Here is a 26577-nt window from a genome sequence, read left to right as displayed (position 1 = left end):
TGCGGCCGGGCACCGGGGCAGTGTGCGGATCTCACAACTCGTCGAGCGAGATCAGGCCGTCCTGCACGGCCCGTGCCATGAGTTTCGCCTTGGTGCTCGCGGGGCGGCCCGCGTTGGCGTACTTGATCCGCACCCGGTCCAGATAGGTGTTGACGGTGCGTTCGGAGATGCCCAGGCCCTTGGCCACCACGCCCTTGGACTCCGCGCGGAACCACGACACGAGCACCTCCAGTTCCCGCGCCGACAGCAGGGGACGCGCGGTCGGGCGGTCGTGGGAGGGGACGGGCCGCGGCGGGGCGTAGCGGACCCCGGCGGCGGCCGCCCGGATCGCCGTCACCAGGTGCCGCTGCTCGGCCGCCCTCGTGATCACGGCGGTGGAGCCCAGATCCATCCGGGCGAGCGCGTCCTCCGGGCCGCTGCGCATGGTGTAACCGACGATCCGGCGCTGCTGTGCGACGAGTTCGTGCAGCTCGGCGCAGGTAAGACGGCCGTCGCGCGGGAGGAGTTCGAGGACGACGACGTCCGCCGTACGGCCCGGACCGTACAGCGCGACGGACACGTCCGGGCCCTCGGCGACGACCTCGATGGGACCCTCGGCGGCCGCGCACCAGGTCGAGAGGCCCGCGCGGACGACGGGATGGTGGTCGACGAGTACGACACTGACCGGAACCGCTGGCACCACGTTCACCTACCCAATCGACGGGACGACGCGGAAGCGGCCGGCATCAGAGCGAGGCCAGCACGGCGTGCCGGAGCTGCCGCAGGTCCCGGCCCGGTTCCAGTCCCGTTTCCCGGTCCAGGACGCGGCACGCCGAGTCGTAGATGCCCAGCGCCTCGGACTTCCGGTCGGACCGGTAGAGCGCGAGCATCAGCTGCCGGTAGAAGATCTCCCGCAGCGGGAATTCGGTGACGAGCGACCGCAGCGGGGCGATGACCTCCTCGTGGCGCCCGAGGTCGAGCCGGGCCTGCGCGAACATCTCGGAGCACTCGATCCGCATCTCGTCCAGCCGCCGGCGGAAACCCGTGACGAGCGGCCCGGACCGGACGTTGGCGAGCGGGGCGCCGCGCCACAGCTCCATGGCGCTGTCGAAACTCGTCGCCGCGGCTTCCGGTTGCCCGGACCTGGCGTCCTTGCGGCCCACCGCCATCAGCCGTTCGAAGACGTCGGCATCGCATTCGCTCGCGGCCCGGCACAGCATGTATCCGCCCGGCCGGGTGAGGATGGGATTGCGCCGACCCGGCCGGTCCAGGAACTTGCGGAGCCGGGAAATGCAGACGTAGAGCGTGGCCGTGGTGCGGTGCGGCGGTGTTTCGCCCCACAGTTCGCGGGAAATCTGCTCCGCCGAGACGACCTGATCGGATCGGATGAGCAGGACGGCCAGCAGGGTCGCCAGTCGCTGAGCGCCGAGCGGGGAACTCCCCCGCTCGTCGTCCACCCGGAGCGGACCCAGTATCTCGTACCGCATGTTACCCCCGTAAAGTCCGGACCGTTTTACCTGACGGACGTTCAGTACGTGCGGGCACTCACCGGGGCGCCGCGAGTTCCGGGGCGTCGACGAGCACGGCGTGGTGCAATTGCTGGAGTGCGGCGGACGGTTCGAGTCCGAGTTCCTCGACGAGTACCGTCCGTGCCGAACGGTAGACGTCCAGGGCGTCGGCTCTGCACCCGGAACGGTACAGCGCGAGCATGAGCCGACGGTAGAAGGACTCGTGCAGCGGAAGTTCCTCTATCCGCGCGTAGAGGTAGCCGATGAATTCCCGGTGCCGGCCCAGCTCCAGGCCGGTCTCGACGTAGCGCTCCATGCACTCCAGCCGGGCCTGCTCGGCCCAGCACGCGAATCCGTTGACGATGGCGCCGTCCCGCAGCTCCTCCAGAGCCGGTCCGCGCCACAGGCCGAGGCCCTCCTCGTACGCCTCGCACGCCTCGTGCAGCCGGCCGTCCTGCTGGGCGGCGCGGCCGGTGCGCACCAGGTCCTGGAAGAGGACGAAGTCCAGTTCGTCGCCGCCCAGCCGCAGCGTGTAGCCGCCACGGGCGGTCACGACGGGGCTCTCGCCGCCGCCGGGCGGCCGCAGCGCCTTGCGCAACTGGGACACGTAGACGTGCAGGGCGGCCTGGGTCTGGCGGGGCGCGCGGGCGCCCCAGATCTCCTTCGCCAGGTCGTCACCGCCCACCGGCTCACCGGCCCGCACCAGCAGCGCCGCCAGCAGGACCTCGACCTTGCGGGCGCCGACCAGCCGGGTCGACGTCCCTTCGGCCAGACGGAGCGGGCCGAGAATCTCGTACCTCATCGCACCGCGCTTTCCGCCGGCGGACATACACCGGCCGGGCAAGGACACATACTGTTTTCCATATGTTTTTTTAACACCCGAGAATCACCCTGTTGTCGAGCGTAGGGGAATCCGCCAGCCGGTGACACAAGTCCGGCCAGTCGGCCGGGACTTCGCCTGGCGGTAGCTCTCACGCGCCGGTCGGGGCGGGAGAAGGGCCATTCATTCGCTTGTGGCAAGGAGCATCACCGCATCATAGCTACACTTTGCGGCGCGGTGTGAGGGTCGGTCAACCGACAGCCAATAGGCCGCACCCCGGCCTATCCGGCATCCGGCACCCCCGCCACGAGCGCAGTTCCGTGCCCGCGCCATGGACCGGCGGTGCACCGGCGGACCTGCGCGAGTGCGTACCGGCAGCTTTCCGCCACTCCCGGCGGCCGGCGGGATCGGCACATCTCATGCCCGGTTGCCCGGCTTGCACGGGTGATGTCCATTTTGCCTGACCGGGAGCGGGTAAACGTCCGAATCGCGGACGCCCGGCGACGGTTAGATCATCTTTAGGGACCGCTCCGAGAATGAATGGCGTTCCGGGCATGTCCTGCGCGCATGACAGGTGAATCCGCGATTCGTGTATGGGGGTTTCATGGCCGGCCCACGCCCAGCCCTCGCACCGCCGACGCCTTCCGCTTCCACCGCACCCACCGCTTCCACCGCTTCCACCGCATCGACCGCCTTCCCCGCCGCCGCGCCTCCCGCGGCGTCCCCCGTGATGCCCGTCGCGATCGTGGGGATGTCCTGCCGGCTGCCCGGCGCGTCCGGTCCCGAGGCGTTCTGGGCGCTGCTGCGTGACGGCCGGGACGCCGTCGGGCCCGTGCCGGAGCACCGGCTGCCCATGCCGCCGGGGGCGGCGCCCTGGACCGCGGGGCTGCTGGACCGCGTCGACACCTTCGACGCCGCGTTCTTCGGCACAGCGCCGCGCGAGGCCGTCGCGATGGACCCGCAGCAGCGGCTGATGCTCGAACTCGCCTGGGAGGCCGCGGAGGACGCGGGCCTCGACCCCGCCGCGCTCGCGGGCAGCCGCACCGCCGTCTACACCGGCGCGATCTGGGACGACTACGCGGCACTGCTGCGCGGCCGGGACGCGGACGGGGCCGGTGGCACGGGCGGTCCCGGCGGCAGCGGCCGGCACACCATGGCGGGCCTCCAGCGGGGCATCATCGCCAACCGCGTCTCGCACCGGCTGGGGCTGCGCGGCCCGAGCATGACGGTGGACACCGCGCAGTCCTCGGGGCTGGTCGCGGTGCACCTGGCGTGCGAGAGCCTGCGCGGCGGGGAGGCCGAGCTCGCCCTCGCGGGCGGCGTCAACCTCATCCTCGCGCCGGAGAGCATGCGGGCGGCCGAGGGACAGTTCCGCGGCTTCGCGCCCGGCGGACGCTGCCGTACGTTCGACGCCCGCGCGGACGGTTTCGTCCGCGGCGAGGGCGGCGGCATGGTGCTGCTCAAGCCGCTGGCCGCCGCGCTCGCGGACGGCGACCCGGTGATCTGCGTCATCGCGGGCAGCGCCGTCAACAACGACGGCGCGACCGTCGGTCTCACCCGACCCGACCCCGGCGCGCAGCAGGAGGTGCTGCGGGAGGCGTGGCGGCGGGCCGCCGTCCGGCCCGCCGACCTGCAGTACGTCGAACTGCACGGCACCGGCACACCCGTCGGCGACCCCGTCGAGGCCGCCGCGCTCGGCGCCGCGCTCGGCGGGCGCCCGGCCGACGCGCCGCTGCGGGTCGGCTCGGCGAAGACCAACCTGGGCCACCTGGAGGCCGCCGCGGGGATCGCGGGCCTGCTCAAGACCGCGCTGAGCATTCGTCACCGCCACCTGCCGCCGAGCCTGCACTTCACCGCGCCCAACCCTGCGATCCCGCTGGACGCGCTGGGCCTGCGGGTGCAGACCGGGTACGAGCCCTGGCCCGACGAGGCGCGCCCCCTCACGGCGGGGGTCAGCTCCTTCGGGATGGGCGGCACGAACTGCCATGTCGTCCTCACCGAGCCCCCCGCCCGCCCGGAGCCTCCCGCGACGGAGGCCCGTGGCATGCCGCCGGTCACCGCGTGGGTCGTGTCGGCGGCCACCCCGCAAGCGCTGCCCGGCCAGGCCGCCGCCCTGCGCCGGCACCTCGCGGCCCACCCCGGCACGCACCCGGTGGACGTCGGCCACGCGCTCGCCACCACCCGGACGGCCTTCCCGCACCGGGCCGTCCTGCTCGGCCCGGACGAGGCCGCGCTCCTCGGCAGGCTGGACGCGCTGGCCGCCGGGCAGGAGACGGCGGGCCTCGTGACGGGCCGTACGCAGCCGGGAGGCGTCGCCTTCCTCTTCAGCGGCCAGGGCAGCCAGCGCCCCGGCATGGGCGCCGAACTGTCCGCCGCCCACCCCGTCTTCGGCGACGCGCTGCGCGAGGTGTGCGCCGCCCTGGACCCGCTGCTCGGGGTCCGGCTGCTGGACGTCATGGCCTCGTCCACCGCGGCGGACCCGGCGGGCGACACCCTGCTGGACCGGACGGAATTCACGCAGCCCGCGCTCTTCGCCTTCGAGACCGCGCTCTTCCGCCTCGTCGAGTCCTGGGGACTGCGGCCCGGCCACCTGCTGGGCCACTCGGTCGGCGAGATCACCGCGGCGCACGTCGCCGGGGTGCTGTCGCTGCCGGACGCGTGCGCGCTGGTCGCCGCGCGCGGACGGCTCATGCAGTCCGTCACCGCGGACGGTGCGATGGCCGCGTGGCAGGCCACTCCCGAGGAGGCCCTCGACTCCCTCACCGGCCACGGCGGGCGCGTGGGCCTCGCGGCCGTCAACGCGCCCTCGTCGGTGGTCGTCTCCGGCGACCGCGACGCGGTGGCCGAGGCCACCGCCGCCTGGCGGGGTCGCGGCCGCAAGGCCACGCTGCTCAAGGTCAGCCACGCCTTCCACTCCGCCCATCTGGACGGTGTGCTCGACGAGTTGCGCGAGGTCGCCGCCGGGCTGGACTTCGCGCCGCCCGAGATCCCCGTCGTCTCCGACGTGACGGGCACGCTCGCCACCGCCGAGCAACTGCGCTCCCCCGACTACTGGGCCGACCACGCCCGCCGGACCGTCCTCTTCGCGGACGGCGTCCGGCACCTGTGCGACGCGGGCGTGAGCACCTTCCTCGAACTCGGCCCCGACGCCTCCCTCACCGGCATGGCGCGCGAGGTCGCCGCCGCGCACGCGGGCGACGGTCCCGCCCCCGCGGCCCTCGCGGTGCAGCGCCGCGGCCGCCCCGAGACGGAGACGTTCGCCACGGCGATGGCCCAGGCCCACGTGCGCGGCGCCGACGTCGACTGGCACGCCTGCTTCGCCGCCCACACCCCCCGCCGGACGAGCCTGCCGACGTACGCGTTCCACCGCGAACGCCACTGGCCCGACGGCCTGCCGGGGCCCGCACCGACCACATCCCCGCCCGGTGAACCGGTTGAGGGCACGGGCCGTACGGCGAGCGGCCGTTCGGCGGCCGGGGACGCACCCCGGGCGGCCACGGACGCTGACGCCCACGGCGCGGCACCGGACACAGGCGCCGCAGAATCCCACGCGAACGGCGGCGCGCCGGGCGGCCCGCGGACCTGGGGCGCGTCCGAAGAGCGCGCGCACGACGCGGCCGCGAGTCGCACGCAGGGCGCCCCGCGGACCGGAGGCACGTCCGAAGAACGCGCGGCCGCCACAGGCACGAGCCGCACACCGGACAGCACGCGGACCGGGGACACGCCCGAAGAACGCGCGCACGACGCGGGCACGAGCCACGCGGACGACCACGCCCCGGCCCGAAAGCCGCCGGACGGAACGCCGACCGGAGACACGTGCCAAGAGCACTCGCACGACGCGGGCACAAGCCGCACGCAGGGCGGCCCGCGGACCGGGGACACGTCCCAAGAGCGCGCACACGACGCGGCCGCGAGTCGCGCGCCCGGCGGCCCCCGGACCGGAGACGCGTCCGAAGAGCGCGGGGTGAGCCGTCCGGACGGCACGGCCCCTTCGGCGGACGTCGGACTGCCGGGCCACAGCGCCCCCACGCCCGGCGGCGCGGCCGGCGAGGACTCGACCGGCCGGACGCTCCCCGCGCCGACGGAGCAGAGCAGCGGGAATGCCGGTGACGTGCTGGAGCTCGTACGGGCGCAGGCCGCGCTCGTGCTGGGGTACGACGGGGCCGGGCGGGTGGACCCCGAACTGACCTTCCGTGAGCTGGGTTTCGACTCGCTCGCGGCGACCGAGCTCGCCGAGCGGCTCACCGCTGCCACGGGCGGCACGGTCGCCGCCACCGCGACCTTCGACCATCCCACGCCCCGCGCCCTGGCGGCCTGGCTGCACTCCGGACCTGCCGGTCTGCGGGACGTACGGCCGGCGGGGCGCCGCCCGGTGGCCGGGGAGGCCGTCGCCATCGTGGCCGTCCACTGCCGTTACCCGGGCGGCGCGGACTCCGGTGAGGCGCTGTGGCGGCTGGTGGACGGGGCCGGCGACGCGGTGGGGGACTTCCCCGCCGACCGGGGCTGGGACGTCGCGGACGGCGACAGCGCCACGGGCCGGGGCGGCTTCCTCGCGGACGCGGGCGACTTCGACGCGGACTTCTTCGGCATCAGCCCGCGCGAGGCGCTGGCCATGGACCCGCAGCAGCGCGTCCTGCTGGAGGTCTCGTGGGGCCTGCTGGAGCGGGCCGGTATCGCGCCGGGCTCGCTCAAGGGCAGCGCGACGGGCGTCTTCGTCGGCGCCACCACCGCCGACTACGGCCCGCGGCTGTACGAGGCCGCGTCCGACCTCGGCGGGCACCTGCTCACGGGCAGCACGCCGAGCGTCGTCTCGGGCCGGGTGGCGTACGCGCTGGGTCTCCAGGGCCCCGCCCTCACCGTCGACACCGCGTGCTCGTCGTCGCTGGTGGCCATCCATCTGGCCGCGCGGGCGCTGCGCGAGGGCGAGTGCGACCTCGCGCTCGCGGGCGGCGCGACGGTGATGGCCACGCCGGGGATGTTCGTGGAATTCTCCCGGCAGGGCGGCCTCGCCCCGGACGGCCGCTGCAAGCCCTTCGCGGCCGCGGCCGACGGGACGGGGTGGAGCGAGGGTGTCGGCCTCGTCCTGCTGGAGCGGCTGTCGGACGCGCGGCGCAACGGCCACCGCGTCCTCGCCCTCGTCCGCGGCTCCGCGGTCAACCAGGACGGCGCCAGCAACGGCATCGCCGCCCCCAACGGCCCTTCCCAGCAGCGCGTCATCCGCCAGGCGCTGGCGAACGCGGGGCTCGGTCCGGAGGACGTGGACGCCGTCGAGGCGCACGGCACGGGCACGACGCTCGGCGACCCGATCGAGGCGGAGGCCCTGCACGCCGCCTACGGACGGGAACGGGAACGGCCCCTGCTGCTGGGCTCGATCAAGTCCAACATCGGGCACACGCAGGCCGCCGCGGGTGTCGCCGGGGTCATCAAGATGGTCATGGCCATGGAGCACGGACGGCTGCCCGCCAGTCTCCATGTCGATGAACCGACTCCGCATGTCGAGTGGTCCGGCGGCGTCGAGCTGCTCACCGAGGCCGTCGACTGGCCCGACACCGGCCGCCCGCGCCGCGCCGCCGTCTCCTCCTTCGGCATCTCCGGCACCAACGCGCACCTCGTCCTCGAGCAGGGCGACGGGGAACCGGAGTCCGCACCCGAAGCCGACGCGGGCGAGGTCGTCCCCTGGGTGCTGTCCGCCCGCACCCCGGAGGCCCTGCGCGCGCAGGCCGCGAACCTCGCCGCGCACCTGACCGCACCCGTGGACGAGGCCCGCTCCCCCGCCTCCCCCGCCGACATCGGCTGGTCGCTCGTCGCGACCCGTTCGGCGGACCGCTGCCGGGCGGTGGTCTGCGGCGCCGACCACGCGGAACTGCTCGCGGGACTGCGGGCGGTGGCGGAAGGCCCCCACCCCGAGCCGGTGTCCGCGGCGGAGGGCCCGGTCATGGTCTTCCCCGGCCAGGGCTCGCAGTGGCTCGGCATGGCCGTCGAACTCCTCGACACCTCGCCCGTGTTCGCCGCCCGCGTCGCCGAATGCGCGCGGGCGCTGGGCGACTTCACCGACTGGTCGCTCACGGATGTGCTGCGCGGGGCGCCGGGCGCGGCCGACATCTCCCGGGTGGACGTGATCCAGCCCGTGCTGTGGGCGGTGATGGTGTCGCTCGCCGCCGTGTGGGCCCACCACGGGGTACGGCCCGCGGCCGTCGTCGGCCATTCGCAGGGCGAGATCGCCGCGGCCTGCGTCGCCGGGGGCCTGTCGCTGCGGGACGGCGCCCGGGTCGTGGCCCTGCGGTCACGGGCGCTGCGCGCCCTCGCCGGGCAGGGCGCGATGGCCTCGCTGGCCCTGAGCGGTACGGAGGCCGAGCGTTTCCTCACCGGCCTGGGGCCCACCGCCGACCGGGTGACCGTGGCCGCCTACAACGGGCCCGCGTCCACGGTCGTCTCCGGGCCGCCGGAGCAGGTCGCGGCCGTCGTGGCGGCGTGTGAGGCGGCGGACGGCCGGGCGCGCGCCATCGACGTCGACTACGCCTCGCACGGCCCCCAGGTCGAGGCGCTCGCCGACACGATCCGCGCCGACCTCGCCGGACTCCGCCCCGGCGCGTCGGGGCCGGCCTTCTACTCGTCCGTCACCGGCGCGGCGCAGCCGACGGACGCGCTGGACGCGGACTACTGGTTCACCAACCTCCGCCGCCCGGTGCGCTTCACCGCGGCCGTCGCATCCCTGCTGGCCGCGGGGCACCGGGTGTTCATCGAGGTCAGCCCGCACCCGGTGCTGCTGCCTGCGCTGCGCGACTGCGTCGAGGAGGCGGACCTGGCGGCCGCCACCGTCCCGACGCTGCGCCGCGAGCAGGGCGGCCCGCGGCAGGTGGCGCGCGCTCTCGGCGACGCGTACGCGGCGGGGCTCGCGGTCGACTGGACCCGCTGGTTCGGGGGCGGCGACGGCGAGGGCCGCCCCGCGCGGACGGTCGGGCTGCCGACGTACCCCTTCCAGCGGCAGCGGTACTGGCTCGCGCCCGACGAGGGGCGCCGCACCCCGCCCGTGTCCGGCGCCGGCAGCCGTCCCGCCGGGCACCCCCTGCTGACCTCCGCGGTAGAACTCGCCGACGGCGGACTCGTCCTGAACGGCCTGCTGCCCGCCGCTCCCGGCGGCGCCGGGTGGCTGGAGGGCCACACGGTCGTGGGCGTCGCCCTCGTACCGGGCGCGGCCCTGGTGGAGTGGGCGCTGCTGGCCGCCGACCGGTGCGGCGCCGCCACCCTGGACGAGCTGCTGCTGCGCGCGCCCCTCGCGCCCGCGGGACCGGAGGGCGAGGTCCTCGCGCAGGTCACGGTGACGGGACCGGACGCCGCGGGCCGCCGTACGCTGCGCGTCTTTTCCCGCCCCGCCGCCCGGACCGGCGGTGGCGGCTGGACCCTCCACGCCGAGGGCACGCTGACGCCTCCGGCGGAGGAGCCGTCCGCCGGGTGGGGGCCGCAGAGCGGCGCGGGCACCACCGAAGACCCGCGGACCGCCCCCACGGAACACCCCGTGCCCTGGCCGCCCCGCGGTGCGCGGGCCGTGGACGTCGGGGCCGCGTACGAGCGGGCCGAGGAGCGCGGGTACGGGTACGGGTCCGCGCTGCGCGCGGTCCGGTCGCTGTGGCGGGACGGCGACGGGCTCGCGGCGGACGTCGTGCTGCCCGAACCCGTCGCCGCCGCCGAGGGCGACGACTTCGCCTTCCACCCGGTGCTGCTGGACGCCGCGTTGCAGTGCCTCTTCCTCGCGGACGAACCGGAGGCCGCCGACCGGCTGTGGCTGCCTTTCGCGTGGGGGCCGGTCCGGCTGCACGCGACCGGCGCCCGCGCCGCCCGGGTCCGGCTCACACCGCTCGGCGGCGCCGAAAGCGCTGCCGAGGAGCGCGAGTTCCGGCTCGTCCTCACCGATCCGGCGGGCGCCCCGCTGCTCGACGCCGCCTCGGTACTGCTCCGCCCGCGTACGGCGCGGAGCCTGCGGGAGGCGGTGGCCGAGCTGCGGGTACCGGCCGCGGGGACGCCGGAGGCCGCACCGGTGCGGCGGGTCGCCGCGGCGCCGGAGCCGGACGGCGGCAGCGGCTGGGTGGGGCGGCTCGCGGGGCTGGCGCCCGCCGAGCGGCACCACATCGTGCTGGGGCTGGTGCGCGGGCATGCCGCGGCCGTCCTCGGGCGGGCCGACGCCGGGGCGATCCGCGCCGACGTGTCCTTCAAGGAGCTGGGGTTCGACTCGATGACCTCCGTCGAACTGCGCGACCGCCTGGTGGCGGACAGCGGGCTGCGGCTGCCGGCCGCGGTCGTCTTCCGGCACCCGACGCCGGAGCGGCTGGCCCGGCTGCTGGAGGACCGGCTGACCCCGCGGCCACCCGCGCCGGAGAAGGCCACGCAGGCGCAGTCCCCGCAGGCGCTGTCCCCGCAGGACAAGCCCGCGCCGCCCGACGCGGCGGACCGGCTGGCGTCGGCGACCGCCGACGAACTGCTGGCCTTCATCGACAACGAGCTCGGCGCCGTCGCCGACCCGCACTCCCGTCCGCACTCCTCCCGCTGAAGGCAGGTGACGCATGGTCAGCGAAGCGCAACTGGTCGAGTACCTGCGCCGGGTGACGACCGAGCTGCACGACGCCCGGACCCGGCTCCAGGAGCTGGAGCGGGGCCGGCACGAACCGGTGGCCGTCGTCGGCATGGCGTGCCGCTTCCCCGGCGGGGTGCGCTCGCCGGAGGAGCTGCGGCGCTTCGTGCGCTCCGGCGGCGACGCGATCGGCGACTTCCCCACCGACCGGGGCTGGCAGCTGGAGGGCCTCTACCACCCGGACCCGGCCCACTTCGCGACGAGTTACGTCTCGCAGGGCGGCTTCCTGCACGACGTCGACCGCTTCGACGCTGGCTTCTTCGGCATCAGCCCGCGCGAGGCGCTGGCGATGGACCCGCAGCAGCGGGTCGTCCTGGAGCTGGCGTGGGAGGCGCTGGAGCACGCCGGGATCGTGCCGGCGACGCTGCGCGGCGGCCGTACCGGGGTGTACGTGGGGGTGTCGAGCGAGGACTACGTCTCGGGGCTGCCGCGGATCCCGGAGGGCTTCGAGGGCTTCGCCACGACGGGCAGCCTGACGAGCGTGATCTCCGGGCGCGTCGCCTACACCTTCGGCTTCGAGGGCCCGGCGGTGACCGTGGACACCGCGTGCTCGTCGTCGATGGTGGCGATCCACCTGGCCGGGCAGGCGCTGCGGCAGGGCGAGTGCTCGCTCGCGCTGGCGGGCGGGGTGACGGTGCTGTCGACGCCGCTGATGTTCACCGAGTTCTGCCGCCAGCGGGCGCTGTCGCCGGACGCCCGCTGCAAGCCCTTCGCCGCCGCGGCGGACGGCACGGGCTTCTCCGAGGGCTCGGGTCTGCTCGTGCTGGAGCGGCTGTCGGACGCGCGGCGCAACGGGCACGAGGTGCTGGCGCTGCTGCGCGGCTCCGCGGTCAACCAGGACGGCGCGAGCAACGGCCTCACCGCCCCCAACGGGCTGGCGCAGGAGGACGTGATCCGGCGGGCGCTGGAGAGCGCGGGCCTGTCGGGCGCGGACGTGGACATGGTCGAGGCGCACGGCACGGGCACCCGGCTGGGCGACCCGATCGAGGCCGAGGCGCTCATCGCCACCTACGGTGCGGACCGGCCCGCGCAGCATCCGCTGTGGCTCGGCTCGATCAAGTCCAACATCGGCCACACGCACGCCTCCGCGGGTGTCGCGGGCACCATCAACACCGTCATGGCGCTGCGGGACGGCGCCCTGGCGCCCACGCTGCATCTCGACGAGCCCACCGACCACGTCGACTGGAGCGGCGGCACGGTCCGGCTGCTGACCGGCCCGCGCGCGTGGCCCGACACGGGGCGGCCGCGCAGGGCGGCGGTGTCGGCGTTCGGCGTGTCCGGCACCAACGCGCACATCGTCCTCGAACAGGGCCCGGACGACGGCCCGGACGACGCTCCGGAGCCCGCGGCGGGAGCGGAGCCCGGTGTGGTCCCCTGGCCGCTCTCCGGCCGGACGGAGGCGGCGCTGCGGGCGCAGGCCGCGCGGCTGCGGGCGTTCCTGGACGGCGAGGGCGCGGCGAACGGCGCCGCCGACACCGGGTGGTCGCTCGCGACGCGCCGCACGGCGTTCGAGCACCGGGCGGTCGTCGTGGGCGGCGACCGCGCGGCGCTGCTCGCGGGCCTGGACGCGCTCGCGGCGGGCGCCCCGGACCCGGCGGTCGTCCGCGGCACGGCCGGGAGCACGGGCCCCGGCCCGGTGCTGGTCTTCCCCGGCCAGGGATCGCAGTGGCTCGGCATGGGCGTCGAACTCCTCGCCGCCTCACCGGTGTTCGCCGCCCGCATGGCCGCGTGCGAGCGGGCCCTCGCCCCGTACGTCGACTGGTCGCTGACCGGGGTGCTGCGCGGGGAGGACGACGCGGCGGACCTGTCGCGGGTGGACGTGGTCCAGCCCGTGCTGTGGGCGGTGATGGTGTCGCTCGCGGCGGTCTGGGCGGAACACGGCGTGGTGCCCGCCGCCGTGGTGGGCCATTCGCAGGGCGAGATCGCCGCGGCCTGCGTCGCGGGCGCGCTGACGCTGGAGGACGGCGCGCGGGTCGTGGCGCTGCGCGCGCGGGCACTGCGGTCGCTCGCCGGACAGGGCGCCATGGCCGCGCTGGGCTGCGGGGCGCTCGAAGCCGCGAAGCTGGCCGCCGAGCACGCGCCGCAGGTGGCCGTGGCGGCGGAGAACGGCCCCTCGTCCACGGTGGTGTCGGGCCCGCCCCAGCAGGTCGCCGACCTGGTCGCGGCCGCCGCCGCGGCAGGCCTGCGGGCGCGGGCGATCGACGTCGACTACGCCTCGCACGGCCCGCAGGTGGACGGCATCGCGGACGAGCTGGCGGGCGCCCTCGCCGGGGTCGCCGGGGTCGGCTGCGACGTCGCCTTCTACTCGACGGTCACCGCGTCGCGCACCGACGGCTCCCGCCTCGACGCGGACTACTGGTTCACCAACCTGCGCCGGCCGGTGCGCCTCGCGGACACCGTGCAGGCGCTGCTCGCGGACGGCTACCGGGTGTTCGTCGAGGCCAGCCCGCACCCCGTACTGCTGCCGGGCCTCCAGGAGTGCTTCGAGGCGGCGGGCGTAACCGCCGTCGCGACCGGCACGCTGCGCCGCGACGAGGGCGGGCCCGAGCGGCTGTGCCGGGCGCTGGCCGAGGCGCACACCGCGGGCGCCGCCGTCGACTGGGCGCCCTGGTACGCCTCCGCCGGACGCACCCCGCGCCCGGTGCCACTGCCCGCGTACGCCTTCCAGCGGGAGCGCTACTGGCTGCCGTCGGCCGCGCCCGCCACCACCGCAGCGGGCCCGGCCGGGGGCGGCGGCGGGCACGCGCTGCTGCCGGTGTCCGTGCCCACCGCGGACGGCGGGCTGCTGCTCGCCGGGCGCCTCGCCCCCGCCGCGCACGCCGGGTGGCTCGCCGGACACGTGGTCGCGGGCCTGCCCCTGGTGCCGGGCGCGGTGCTCGTCGAGTGGCTGCTGCGGGCCGCCGACGAGGCGGGCTGCGGCGGCGTCGAGGAGCTGGCGCTCCAGGTGCCGGTGGCGCTCCCCGAGTCGGGCGGGCTGCTGGTGCAGGTCCTCGTCGACGGCCCGGACGACGACGGACGTCGGTCCGTACGCGTCTGCTCGCGACCGGACGGCGCCGGACCCGGCACCGCCGCGGACTGGACGTGCCACGCGACGGGCACGCTCGCGGCGCGTGCGGACACGCCCGCGCCGCCGGGCCTGGACGGCGCCTGGCCGCCGCCGGGCGCGGAGGCGGTCGCGACCGAGGATTTCTACGAGCGGGCGGCCGCCGCCGGTTACGGCTACGGCGAGGCCTTCCGCGGGCTGCGGGCGGCATGGCGCGACGGGGCGGACACCCTCGCGGAAGTGACGCTGCCGGAGAGCGCGGCCGAGCAGGCGGGCGGCTTCGGCGTCCACCCCGCCCTGCTGGACGCGGCGATGCAGCCGGTACTGCTCGGCTCCACCGCGGACGACGGCACGGTGCTGCTGCCCTTCGCCTGGAGCGGGGTACGGCTGTGGGCGGACGGCGCGACGCGCGTACGGGTGCGGCTGTCCCCGCGGCCGGAGGGGCTGCGGGTACTGATCGCCGACGCCACCGGTGCGCCCGTCCTGAGCGCGGACGCGGTCGCCCTGCGCGAGACCGCCGCCGGGCACCTGCGCGCTGCGAGCCGCACACCGGGCACGGACGGGCTGCTCGCCGTACGGTGGGCGCCGCTGCCCGCCACCACGCCCCCCGCCCCCCTGCGACTCGCGGTACTGGGCGACGCCCTCCCCGCCCTGCCCGGAGCCGACCGCCACACCGACCTCGCCGCCCTGGCCCGCGCGATCAGCTCGGGAGCGGCGACCCCGGACATCGTCCTTGCCGGGGTGGACACGGGGGCCGAACGGCCCACCGGTTCCGCCGCGCAGGCCGAGGCGACGGGCCCGGCAGGAGCCGCGGGGGCCGAGCAGGCCGCCGGTTCCGCCGCCCACGCCGAGGCGACGGGCCCGGCAGGAGCCATCGGGCGCCACGCCGAACCCGCCACGCGCGCCGAGGCGACGGGCCCGGGAGAGACCACGCCCGAGGCGTCTTCGGAAGCCGAACGCGCAGCCGAGCCCGGCGCCCTGCTCCGGACGACGGAATCGGGACAGGCCGACCCTCACACCGATCCGGCCGAGGTACCCGCGGAAGCAGGGCCACACGCCGGGACCGCCGCGACCGAGGCCTCCTCGGGAGCCGAACGCGCAGCCGAGCCCGGCGCCCTGCTCCGGACGACGGAATCGGGAGAGGCCGACCCTCACACCGATCCGGCCGAGGTGCCCGCGGAAGCCGGGCCCGGCACTTTGGCGGTGGGCCGGGGGGCGACCGTCCCCGACGTCGTCCGTGCCGGGGCGGAAGGGGACGGCGCCTTCGACGCCGGGCGGGGGCTGGTGGCCGCCGGCGACGCGTTGGCGCTCGCTCAGGAGTGGCTCGCGGGTGAGGCGTTCGAGGGGATCCGGCTGGGGTGGGTGACGCGGTCCGCCGTCGCGGCGGAGGGCGGGGGCGAGCCGGTGGACCCGGCGGCGGCCGCCGTGTGGGGGCTCGTGCGCAGTGCGCAGACGGAGCACCCGGGCCGCTTCCTGCTCGTCGACCTCCCGGGGTCGGATTCGGGTGCCCCGCTGCCGGACGCGCTGGCCGCCGCGGTGCCGGAGGGTGAGCCGCAGATCGCCGTACGGGCCGGGCGCGTCCTCGTACCGCGGCTCGAACCGGCGGGTGCGGACGCCGAGTTGGCGGCTCCCGCCGGGGTGCCCGGGTGGCGGGTGGTGGCGGGCCGGACCGGGCCCGACGACGTGACGACCGCGCCGAGCCCGCGCGCGTCCGCGCCGCTCGCGGCGGGGCAGGTGCGGGTCGCGGTACGGGCCGCGGGCCTCAACTTCCGTGACGCGCTGATCGCCCTCGGGATGTACCCCGACCCCGCGGCGACGCTGGGCATCGAGGGCGCGGGCGTGGTGCTGGAGACCGCGCCGGACGTGACGACGCCGGCGCCGGGCGACCGGGTGATGGGGCTGTTCGACGACGCTTTCGGCCCGGTCGCCGTCGCGGACGCCCGGATGCTCGCGCCCTTCCCCGCCACGTGGGACTTCCGTGCCGCGGCCGCGAGCCCGGTGGCGTACCTCACGGCGTGGTACGGCCTGGTGGAGCTGGGCGGGCTCGGCGCGGGCGAGCGGGTGCTGATCCACAGCGCGACCGGCGGCGTCGGCACGGCCGCCGTCCGTATCGCCCGGCACCTGGGCGCGGAGGTCTTCGCGACGGCGAGCCCCGCCAAGCACGGGGTGCTCGACGCGATGGGCATCGACGCCGCGCACCGGGCGTCGTCGCGGGACGCGGGCTTCGAGGAGGCGTTCGGCTCCGCGACCGGCGGGCGGGGCGTCGATCTGGTGCTCAACAGCCTCGCGGGCGAGCTGACCGACGCGTCGCTGCGGCTGCTCTCGCCCGGCGGGCGGCTCGTCGAGATGGGCAAGACGGACCTGCGCGACCCGGAACTGGTCGCGCTCCAGCACAGCGTGGAGTACCGCGCCTTCGACCTCGTCGCGGACGCCGGTCCGGAGTGCGTCGCGGCCATGCTCGCCGACCTGGGCGAGCTGTTCGCGGCCGGCACGCTCGCCCCGCCGCCCGTCACCGCGCACCGGCTCGGCCGGATCCGGCAGGCGCTGCGCGAGCTGACCGAGGCCCGGCACACCGGCAAGCTCGTCCTGGACGTGCCGCCCCCGCTCGACCCGGACGGCACCGTGCTGGTCACCGGCGGCACCGGCACGCTGGGCGGCCTGGTGGCCGAGCACCTGGTGCGGGCCCACGGCGTACGGCACCTGCTGCTGCTCGGCAGGTCCGGGCCCGAGGCCCCCGGCGCCGCCGGGCTGACGGAGCGGCTGACCGCGCTCGGCGCCCGGGTCCGGGTGGCCGCGGCGGACGCGGGCGACCCGGCGGCGCTGCGCGAGGCCGTCGCGGGCATCGGCCCGGCGCACCCGCTCACCGGCGTCGTGCACGCGGCGGGCGTGGTGTCCGACGCGATGCTGGCCTCGCAGGATCCGGCGCGGCTCGCCGAGGTGTGGGCCGCGAAGGCCGCGGGCGCGGCGCATCTGCACGCGCTCACCGAGGGGCTGCCGCTGGGCATGTTCGTCCTCTTCTCCTCCTTCGCCTCGGTGCTCGGCACCCCGGGACAGGCCAACTACGCGGCCGCCAACGCCTTCTGCGACGCGCTCGCCGCACGGCGGCAGGCCGCGGGCCTGCCCGCGGTGTCGGTGGGGTGGGGCCTGTGGGCCACCGCGAGCGGGCTCACCGGGCGGCTCACCGACTCCGACGTGGCGCGCATCGCCCGGCAGGGCATCGCGCCCAACAGCACCGAGCAGGGCCACGCCCTCTTCGACGCCGCGCTCGCGCACGGCGGCCCGGCCCTGCTCGCCCTCGGCCTCGACACCGCCGCGCTCGCCGCCCAGCCCGCCGCCGCGCTGTCCCCGCCGCTGCGGGCGCTGGCCGCGACCGCGCGGGCGGGTGCCGGGACCGGTGCCGCCGCCGCCCGGCCCGCCGCTTCGGCCGGGCAGGCGACGGTGGACTGGCCCGCCCGGCTGGCCGGACTGGCCGCGGGCGAGCAGCGGCGGCTGCTCACCGACCTCGTGCGGCAGCACGCGGCCACGGTGCTGGGGCACTCCGACCCGGCGGCGGTGCCCGCGGAAGCGGCGTTCAAGGAACTGGGCTTCGACTCGCTCACCGCCGTCGAACTGCGCAACCGCGTCACCGCCGCGACCGGGGCGCGCCTGCCCGCGACCGTCGTCTTCGACCACCCGGCCGCCGAGGCGCTCGCCGAGCACCTGCGCACCCTCCTCGCCCCGGACGACACCCCCGCCGGCGGGCCGTGGGACGCGTACGCGCCCGTGCTCGGCAGCCTCACCGACCTCGAAAGGGCGCTGGAGGCGGTCGCGGACGGCGATCCGGCGGGCGGTGCGGGCACGGGTGTGGGAACGGGGACGGGTGCGGAGGGCGGCGGCCCGGACAAGGTCACCCGGCGGCTGGAGGCCCTGCTCGCGCGGTGGAAGGCCGCGCACGCGGCGGCCCCGAACGGCGCGGGCGCGAACGGCGCACGGGCCGCGGAACGGCTGCACGACGCGACGACCGACCAGGTCTTCGACTTCATCGACAAGGAACTCGGCCTGTCATGAGCCCGGATTCCCGCGCCCGGATTCCCCGCCGCCCGAAGCCCCGCACCGGACGCCGCCCCGGTACGGCCGCCGCGCGGTGCCCGTACCCGACGTCAGCCGGGCCCCGGCGGCGCACGCCCTGGGCCCGGCGCGGCGACGGGCCGCAGCCCGCGACGTACCCCCGCACCACGGCCCCCGGCTCGACCTCGACGATTCCCGGCAACCACAGCAACTCCGGCAACTCCCGGCATCGGAAGGTGCGGTGACACGACGTGACCACTGAGGCCACGCACGAGCGACTGGTCGACTACCTCAAGCGGGTCGCCGCCGATCTGCACGACACCCGGGCACGGCTGCGCGAGGTGGAGGACGCCCGGCACGAGCCGGTCGCCGTCGTCGCCATGGCCTGCCGCTACCCCGGCGGGGTCGAGTCGCCCGAGGACCTGTGGGAGCTGGTCGCCTCCGGCCGGCACGCGATGACATCCTTCCCCGCCGACCGCGGCTGGGACCTCGACCGGCTCTTCCACCCCGACCCCGCCCACCCCGGCACCAGTTACGCCCGCGAAGGCGGCTTCCTGCACGACGCGGCGCTCTTCGACCCGGAGTTCTTCGGCATCAGCCCGCGCGAGGCCGCGGCGATCGACCCGCAGCAGCGGCTGCTGCTGGAGGTCGCCTGGGAGGCGCTGGAGCGGGCGGGCATCCCCGCGGTGTCGCTGCGCGGCGCGCCCGTCGGGGTGTACGCGGGCACGGCCCTGCCGGGCTTCGGCACCCCGCACGTGGACCCCGCTGCCGAGGGCCACCTCGTGACCGGCAACGCGCCCAGCGTGCTGTCCGGCCGGATCGCGTACACCCTCGGCCTGGAGGGGCCCGCCGTCACGATCGACACCGCGTGCTCGTCCTCGCTGGTGGCCCTGCACCTGGCCGCGCAGGCGCTGCGCGGCGGGGAGTGCGACCTCGCCCTCGCGGGCGGCGTGACGGTGATGACGACGCCGTACGTCTTCACCGAGTTCGCGCGGCAGCGCGGCCTTGCCGCCGACAGCCGCTGCAAGGCCTTCGCGGAGGGCGCCGACGGCACGGCCTTCGCCGAGGGCGCGGGCCTGCTGGTCCTGGAGCGGCTGGCGGACGCGCGGCGCAACGGCCACCGGGTGCTCGCGGTGCTGCGCGGCTCGGCCGTCAACCAGGACGGCGCCAGCAACGGCCTGACCGCCCCCAACGGTCTCGCGCAGCAGCGCGTCATCCGGCAGGCGCTGGACAACGCCCGGCTGACCCCCGCCGACGTCGACGTGGTCGAGGCGCACGGCACCGGCACCGCCCTCGGCGACCCCATCGAGGCGCAGGCGCTGCTCGCGACGTACGGGCAGGACCGGCCCGCCGACCGGCCGCTGCGGCTGGGCGCGATCAAGCCCAACATCGGCCACACGCAGGGCGCGGCGGGAGTCGCGGGCGTCATCAAGATGATCATGGCGATGCGGCACGCGACCCTGCCCGCGCTGCTCCACGCCGACCGCCCCACCCCGGTCGTCGACTGGACCACGGGCGCGGTACGGCTGCTGGCCGAGCCCCTCCCCTGGCCCGCGGGCGACCGCCGCCGCAGGGCCGGGGTGTCGTCCTTCGGCATCAGCGGCACGAACGCCCACCTGATCCTGGAGGACGCGCCCGCGGAGCCGACCGTCCCGGGGGACGGGCCGGGCGCGGCCCCCGGCCCGTCCGCCGGGACGCCCGTCGGGGCCACGACCGACACCGCGGGCGTCGGTCTCCCCGCCGCCGTCACGGGCACGACCGGTTTGGCCCCCACGACGCCGCCTGCCGAGACGGACGGCGGGAACACCGGCTCCGCCGTCGGCGCCGTAACGAGCGACGCCGGGCAACCGGGCGGCGCCGCAGCCACGAGCAGCGCGGAGCGGACCGCGGACGACGCCGGAACGGCGGGCGCCGCCGCGCAGGCAGCTGCCGGGTCCGGGCCCGCCGGCTCCCGTACGGACGCGGCCGGTTCGACCGCCGCCGACGCGGGCGCCGCCGGAACGGCCGCGGGTGCCGGTCACCGCACCTCAGCCGCCTCCACCGGCGCGGAGCACGCGGCGAACCCTGGCGCGGGCCCCGCCGTGCCGTGGGTGGTCTCCGCGCGCAGTGCGGGCAGCCTGCGGGCGCAGGCGGCGGCGCTCGGCGCGTACACCGCGGCGCGTCCGCAGGCGCCGGTGGACGCGATCGGGCGGGCGCTGGCCGTCAGCAGGTCGCCGCTGGAGCACCGCGCGGTCGTCCTGGGCGCGGACCGGGGCGAGTTGGCGGCGCGGCTCGCGGATCTCGCCGAGGGCCGGGCACATCCGGCGGTGTGCGTGCCGGGGAGCGCGGTCCGCCGGGCGGGCAGCGCGTTCCTCTTCACCGGGCAGGGCAGCCAGCGTCCGGGCATGGGGCGTGAACTGCACGCCGCCTACCCGGTGTTCGCTGCGGCCTTCGACGAGGCCTGCGCCGTGCTGGACCCGCTGCTCGGGCGGTCGCTGCGCGAGCTGGTCTTCGCGCCGCCCGGCGGTGCGCAGGCCGCCGCCCTGGACCGTACGGAATTCACGCAGGCCGCGCTGTTCGCGGTCGAGGTCGCGCTGCACCGGCTGGTGGAGTCCTTCGGGGTGGTGCCCGGATACGTCGTGGGGCATTCGGTGGGCGGGCTGGTGGCCGCGCACGTCGCGGGTGTGCTGTCGCTGCCGGACGCGGCGCGGCTGGTCGCGGCCCGCGGGCGGCTGATGCAGGCGCTGCCCCCGGGCGGGGCGATGGTCGCCGTCGAGGCCGCCGAGGAGGATGTCGCGGAGCTGCTGGCCGGGCGCGAGGACCAGGTGTCGCTGGCGGCCGTCAACGGGCCCCGGGCGGTGGTGGTCTCCGGTGACGAGGAGGCCGTCACGGACATCGCGGAGACGATGCGCGGACGCGGGGCGCGCACCCGGCGGCTGCGGGTCGGGCACGCCTTCCACTCGCCCCGCGTCGAGCCCGTGCTCGCCGAATTCCGGGAGATCGCGGCCTCGTTGACGTACGCGCCGCCGCGCATCGCCGTCGTCTCCGACGTCACGGGCGCCCTCGCGGACGCCGCGCAGCTGTCCGACCCGGACTACTGGGTGCGGCACGCGCGGCAGCCGGTGCGCTTCCGGGACGCGGTCGGGGCGCTGCGCGCGGAGGGCGTGTCGCGCTTCCTGGAGCTGGGCCCCGACCCCGTGCTGGGCGCCATGGCCCGCGGCTGCCTGGCGGCGGAGCAGCCGCCGGGCGAGTCCGCGGTGCTGGCCTGCGCACTCCGTGAGGGCCGCGACGAGCCGCGGACGCTGCTCACCGCGCTGGCCAGGCTGCACACGGACGGCGAGAGCGTGGACTTCTCCGCCGCCTTCCCCGCCGGGAGCGCGGTCGCCGACCTGCCGACCTACCGCTTCGACCGCCGCCGCTACTGGCCGTCCGCCACGGGCCGGGAGGCCGATGTGCGGTCGGCGGGACTGGAGCGCAGCGGACACCCGCTGCTCGGCGCCGTCGTCGAACCGGCGGGCGGCGGACTGCTGCTGACCGGCCGGCTGGCGCTGCGCGACCGGCCCTGGCTCGCCGACCACGCCATCGTCGGCCATGTGCCGCTGCCCGGCACGCTCTTCGTCGAACTCGCCCTGCACGCGGGCGCCCTGGCCGACTGCCCGCAGGTCGAGGACCTGACGCTGGAGGCCCCTCTGCTGATGCCCGCGACGGGCGGGGTGGAGGTGCAGGTGGCGGTGGCCGCCGGGGACACGTCCGGGCGGCGCGCGCTCACCGTGCACTCCCGGCCCGCCGGGGACGACGCCCCCGAGGACGGCGGCCCGGAGGCGGCCCGCCCCTGGCAGCAGCACGCGACGGCGACCCTCGCCCCGGCGGGCGACGCGCCGCCCGCCGCCGAGTGGCCCGGACAGTGGCCGCCGCAGGACGCGCAGGCCCTCGACGTCGCCGCGCTGTACGAGCGGCTGGCCGGTGAGGGCTACCGCTACGGTCCCGCCTTCACCGGGCTGCGCGCGGCCTGGCGGGCGGGCGACGAGATCTTCGCCGAGCTGGCCCTCGGCGACGGGCAGCACGCCGAGGCCGCGGGCTACGCGCTGCACCCCGCGCTGCTGGACGCCGCCCTGCACCCGATCGGCGACCTGTTCACCGCCGCGCACCAGGCGGGCGGCGCGCCCGGCACCGTCCGGCTGCCCTTCGCCTTCGACGGCGTCCGGCTCACCGCCCGCGGCCGCTCCCGGCTCCTGGCCCGGATCACCCCGACGGGCCCGGACACCGTGACGCTGCGGCTGCGCGACGACAGCGGCGCGGAGGTCGCCGCCGTCGGCACGCTGACGCTGCGCACCGTGGCCGCCGACCGCTGGCGCGCCGCGACGGGGGCCGCGGAACGCTCCCTGCACCGCGTGGAGTGGGAGCCCCTGCCGCTCCCCGCCGCCGGACCGCTCCCGGCCGCGCGCTGGGCGGTGGTCACCACGGCGCCCGCCGAGGGCGGTACGGGCCCCGACCGCACGCCTGCCGGTGCGGACCCGGCGCAGGCCGACACCACCGGCCCGGTGCACACGGGCCCGACCGGCACCGGGCGCGGGCCCGACACGAGCCCGGCGCAAGCCGGCCCTCCTTCCACCCGCACCGGCACCGGCGGCCCGGTCGACGGCCTGCCCGCCGCCGGCCCCCGCACGGACCCCGCCGACCGGCTCACGGGTGAGGCGCCCGCACGGCACCACGGTCTCGGTGCCCTGCGGGCCGCGCTCGCCGCCGGGGAGGCGGCCCCCGACGTGCTCGTGCTCTCCGTCGCGGGGGAGCCCGGCGGGGAGGCGCCCGCGCGGGCGCGGGCGGCCCTGCTCGGCGTGCTCGCGGTGCTCCAGGAGTGGCTGGAGCAGGACGTGTTCGCGGGGTCCCGGCTGGTGGTCCTCACCGCGGGTGCGGTCTGTACGGGGCCGCAGGACGCGCCGTCCGACCCGGCGGGGGCCGCCGTCTGGGGGCTGCTGCGGGCCGCGCAGGCCGAGCACCCCGGGCGCATCGTCCTCGCGGACGTGGACGGAGGCCCCGAGGCGACCTGGGACGCGCTCAGGGCCGCGACCGCCGGGGACGAGAACCAACTCGCCCTGCGCGGCGACCGGTTGCTCGTCCCGCGGCTGGTCCTCGCACCGTCCGACGCGGACGCGCCGCCCGCGGCGCCCGATCCCGACGGCACCGTGCTGATCACCGGCGGCACCGGCGCGCTCGGGCGGCTGGTCGCCCGGCACCTGGTCGAGACGCACGGCGTCCGGCACCTGCTGCTGGCGGGCCGGAGCGGGCCGGACGCCGAGGGCATCGCCGACTTCGCGGCCGGGCTGGCCGCCGACGTCCGGGTGGAGCGGTGCGACGTCACCGACCCCGCCGCGCTGGCCGCCCTGCTCGCGCGCGTACCGGACGCGCACCCGCTCACCGCCGTGGTGCACGCCGCGGGCGTCCTCGACGACGGGGTGGCGGGCGCGCTGACGCCCGCGCGGCTGGACGCCGTCATGGCGCCCAAGGCGGAGGCGGCCTGGCACCTCCACCGGCTCACCTGCGACGCGGGCCTCGCGGCCTTCGTCCTCTTCTCCTCCGCCGCGTCGGTCCTGGGCAGTCCGGGGCAGGGCAACTACGGGGCGGCGAACGCCTTCCTGAACGCGCTCGCCGAGAACGTCCGCGCCGCGGGCGGCACCGCGACCGCCCTGGCCTGGGGCCTGTGGGGGGACGGGGCGGGCATGACCGGGCACCTGGGCACCGCCGACCTCGCCCGGATGTCCCGCTCGGGCACCGCCGCGATGTCGCAGGAGCAGGGCCTCGCCCTCTTCGACGCGGCGCTCGGGCAGCCGCACCCCGTGCTCGTCCCGGCCCGTTTCGACCTCGCGGTGCTGCGCGGGCAGGCCGCCGCGGGGCCGCTGCCACCGCTGCTGCGCCGCCTCGTCCGCACCCCCGCGCCCGCCGCCACCGCGGGTGCGGCGCCGACCGCTCCCGCGCAGCGGCTGGCGGGGCTGCCCGCGGCGGAGCGCGAGCGGATCCTGACGGAGCTGGTCCGCGACCAGGTCGCCACCGTCCTGGCCCATCCCGACCCCGCCTCGGTCGAGCTGGGCCGGACCTTCCAGCACCTCGGCCTGGACTCGCTGACCGCGCTGGAGCTGCGCAACGCGGTGACCGCCGTGACCGGCGTCCGGCTGCCCGCGACGGCCGTCTTCGACTACCCGACCCCCGAGGCCCTGGTACGCCACCTGCTCGCCCAGCTCCCGGACGCGGAGGAGGAGTCGGCGGCGCCAGCGCCCGCCGCACCCGCGACCCGCACGCACACCGACCCCGTCGTCATCGTCGGCATGGCCTGCCACTACCCCGGGGACGTCCACTCCCCCGACGCGCTGTGGCAGTTGGTCGCCGACGGGGTGGACGCGGCCGGCCCCTTCCCGACCGACCGCGGCTGGGACCTGGCGGGGCTGTACGACCCGGATCCCGAGCAGCCGGGCCGCAGTTACACCCGCGAGGGCGGGTTCCTGCGCGAAGCCGCGCTGTTCGACGCGGAGTTCTTCGGCATCAGCCCGCGTGAGGCGCTCGCCACCGACCCGCAGCAGCGGCTGCTGCTGGAGACGGCGTGGCAGGCCTTCGAGCACGCCCGCATCGACCCCTCGACGCTGCGCGGCAGCCGTACCGCCGTCGTCACCGGCATCATGTACGACGACTACGGCGCGCGCTTCCTCGGCCGCATCCCGGCGGGCTACGAGGGCCAGATCATGACCGGCAGCACGCCGAGCGTGGCCTCGGGGCGGCTCGCCTACACCTTCGGCCTGGAAGGGCCGACCCTCACCGTCGACACGGCGTGCTCGTCGTCGCTGGTGGCGATGCACCTGGCCGCGCAGGCGCTGCGCGAGGGCGAGTGCGACCTCGCGCTCGCGGGCGGGGCGACGGTGATGGCGACACCGAACACCTTCGTGGAGTTCTCCCGGCAGCGCGGCCTCGCCCCCGACGGCCGCTGCAAGCCCTTCGCCGCCGCGGCCGACGGGACGGGCTGGGGCGAGGGCGCGGGTCTGCTGGTCCTGGAGCGGCTGTCGGACGCGCGGCGCAACGGCCACCGCGTGCTGGCGGTGCTGCGCGGCTCCGCGGTCAACCAGGACGGCGCCAGCAACGGCCTGACCGCCCCCAACGGCCCTTCCCAGCAACGCGTCATCCGCCAGGCGCTGGCGAACGCGGGGCTCTCCCCGTCCGAGGTGGACGCCGTCGAGGCGCACGGCACGGGCACGAAGCTCGGCGACCCGATCGAGGCCGAGGCCCTGCACGCCGCCTACGGGCAGGAACGCGAACGCCCGCTGCTGCTCGGTTCGATCAAGTCCAACATCGGCCACACGCAGGCCGCCGCGGGCGTAGCAGGCGTCATCAAGATGGTCATGGCCATGCGGCACGGGCGGCTCCCCGCGAGCCTGCACATCGACGCGCCGACCCCGCACGTGGAGTGGTCCGGCGGCGTCGAACTCCTCGCCGAGGCCGTCGACTGGCCCGACACCGGACGCCCCCGCCGCGCCGCGGTCTCCTCCTTCGGCATCTCCGGCACCAACGCGCACATCGTCCTCGAACAGGGGGACGGGGAACCGGAGTCCGCGCCCGCCGCGAGCGGGGGGACGATTCCCTGGGTGCTGTCCGCCCGCACCCCGGAGGCCCTGCGCGCCCAGGCCGCGAACCTCGCCGCCCGCTTCCCCGTGGACGACGTGGCGCGGGTGGGCCGGTCGCTCGCGACGACGCGTACGGCGTTCGACCACCGTGCGGTCGTCGTCGCCGAGGACCCCGCGGCGCTGCTGGCGGGCCTGGAGAAGCTGGCCGCGGACGAGCCTGACCCCGCGGTCGTCACCGGGAAGGTGGTGCCGCTCGGCGCGGGTCCGGTGTTCGTCTTCCCGGGTCAGGGCTCGCAGTGGCCCGGCATGGGCGTGGACCTCCTCGACGGCTCACCCGTCTTCGCCGCCCGCATCACCGCATGCGAACAGGCCCTCGCCCCTTACGTCGACTGGTCACTCACCGAGGTCCTGCGCGGCACCTCCCCCGCCGACCCCGACCGCGTCGACGTCATCCAACCCACCCTCTGGGCCGTCATGGTCGCCCTCGCCGCCGAATGGCAGGCCCACGGCATCCACCCCGCCGCCGTCATCGGCCACTCACAAGGCGAGATCGCCGCCGCCACCGTCGCCGGAGCCCTCACCCTCCACGACGCCGCCCGCGTCGTCGCCCTCCGCTCCCAAGCACTACGCGCCCTGTCCGGACAAGGCGCCATGGCCTCGATCACCTTCAGCGCACAGGAAGTGCAGGACCTGCTCGACGAGTTGGGCACCCCCGTGGTGGACGTGGTGGTCGCCGCCCACAACGGCCCGCGCTCCACCGTGGTCTCGGGCCCGCCCGGCCAGGTCGCCACCGTGCTGACCGCAGCGGACGAACGCGGCGCGCGCACCCGCACGATCGACGTGGACTACGCCTCCCACGGCCCCCAGATCGACCAACTCCACGACCACATCCTCACCACCCTCGACGGCATCACCCCCCAACCCACCACCACACCCTTCTACTCCACCGTCACCACCCAACCCCACGACAC

At 76.8% G+C, this 26577-nt stretch carries 6 protein-coding genes; 3 read left to right on the top strand and 3 right to left on the bottom strand.

The features are described 5' to 3' along the window. Nucleotides 1-31: 31 nt before the first annotated feature. The 3 genes from ACH4PY_RS28830 to ACH4PY_RS28820 are packed head-to-tail and all read right to left on the bottom strand — an operon-like array spanning nt 32 to nt 2289. A complete protein-coding gene (locus ACH4PY_RS28830) occupies nt 32-679 on the bottom strand; it encodes a LuxR C-terminal-related transcriptional regulator (protein WP_398189168.1) in 648 nt (215 codons plus the stop codon). 46 nt (nt 680-725) lie between these two features. Then, a complete protein-coding gene (locus tag ACH4PY_RS28825; RefSeq protein WP_398189166.1) occupies nt 726-1466 on the bottom strand; it encodes a BTAD domain-containing putative transcriptional regulator in 741 nt (246 codons plus the stop codon). A gap of 58 nt (nt 1467-1524) precedes the next feature. Beyond that, a complete protein-coding gene (locus ACH4PY_RS28820; protein ID WP_398189163.1) occupies nt 1525-2289 on the bottom strand; it encodes a BTAD domain-containing putative transcriptional regulator in 765 nt (254 codons plus the stop codon). 748 nt (nt 2290-3037) lie between these two features. Here ACH4PY_RS28820 and ACH4PY_RS28815 point away from each other — a divergent pair. From ACH4PY_RS28815 to ACH4PY_RS28805, 3 genes are all read left to right on the top strand, one after another. Further along, nucleotides 3038-10852, top strand: a complete 7815-nt coding sequence (locus ACH4PY_RS28815; protein WP_398189160.1) for a type I polyketide synthase — start codon at nt 3038-3040, stop codon at nt 10850-10852. 13 nt (nt 10853-10865) lie between these two features. Continuing rightward, on the top strand, nt 10866-18023 hold the full coding sequence (locus ACH4PY_RS28810; protein WP_398189157.1) for an SDR family NAD(P)-dependent oxidoreductase: 7158 nt from the start codon (nt 10866-10868) through the stop codon (nt 18021-18023). A 251-nt stretch (nt 18024-18274) separates the two neighbouring features. Continuing rightward, on the top strand, nt 18275-26577 hold an 8303-nt coding region (locus tag ACH4PY_RS28805; RefSeq protein ID WP_398189154.1), incomplete at its 3' end, for an SDR family NAD(P)-dependent oxidoreductase.

The sequence above is a fragment of the Streptomyces sp. NPDC021224 genome (assembly GCF_044332905.1).
Taxonomy (GTDB): Bacteria; Actinomycetota; Actinomycetes; order Streptomycetales; family Streptomycetaceae; genus Actinacidiphila.
Note: the sequence above shows the minus strand (reverse complement) of the source record. Positions and strands in the feature narration are given on the sequence as shown.

Bases quoted from the DNA above. Each gene is read 5' to 3' on its own strand.
- ACH4PY_RS28825 (WP_398189166.1), bottom strand. From the start codon at position 1,466: ATGCGGTACGAGATACTGGGTCCGCTCCGGGTGGACGACGAGCGGGGG.
- ACH4PY_RS28815 (WP_398189160.1), top strand. From the start codon at position 3,038: ATGCCCGTCGCGATCGTGGGGATGTCCTGCCGGCTGCCCGGCGCGTCC.
- ACH4PY_RS28820 (WP_398189163.1), bottom strand. From the start codon at position 2,289: ATGAGGTACGAGATTCTCGGCCCGCTCCGTCTGGCCGAAGGGACGTCG.
- ACH4PY_RS28810 (WP_398189157.1), top strand. From the start codon at position 10,866: ATGGTCAGCGAAGCGCAACTGGTCGAGTACCTGCGCCGGGTGACGACC.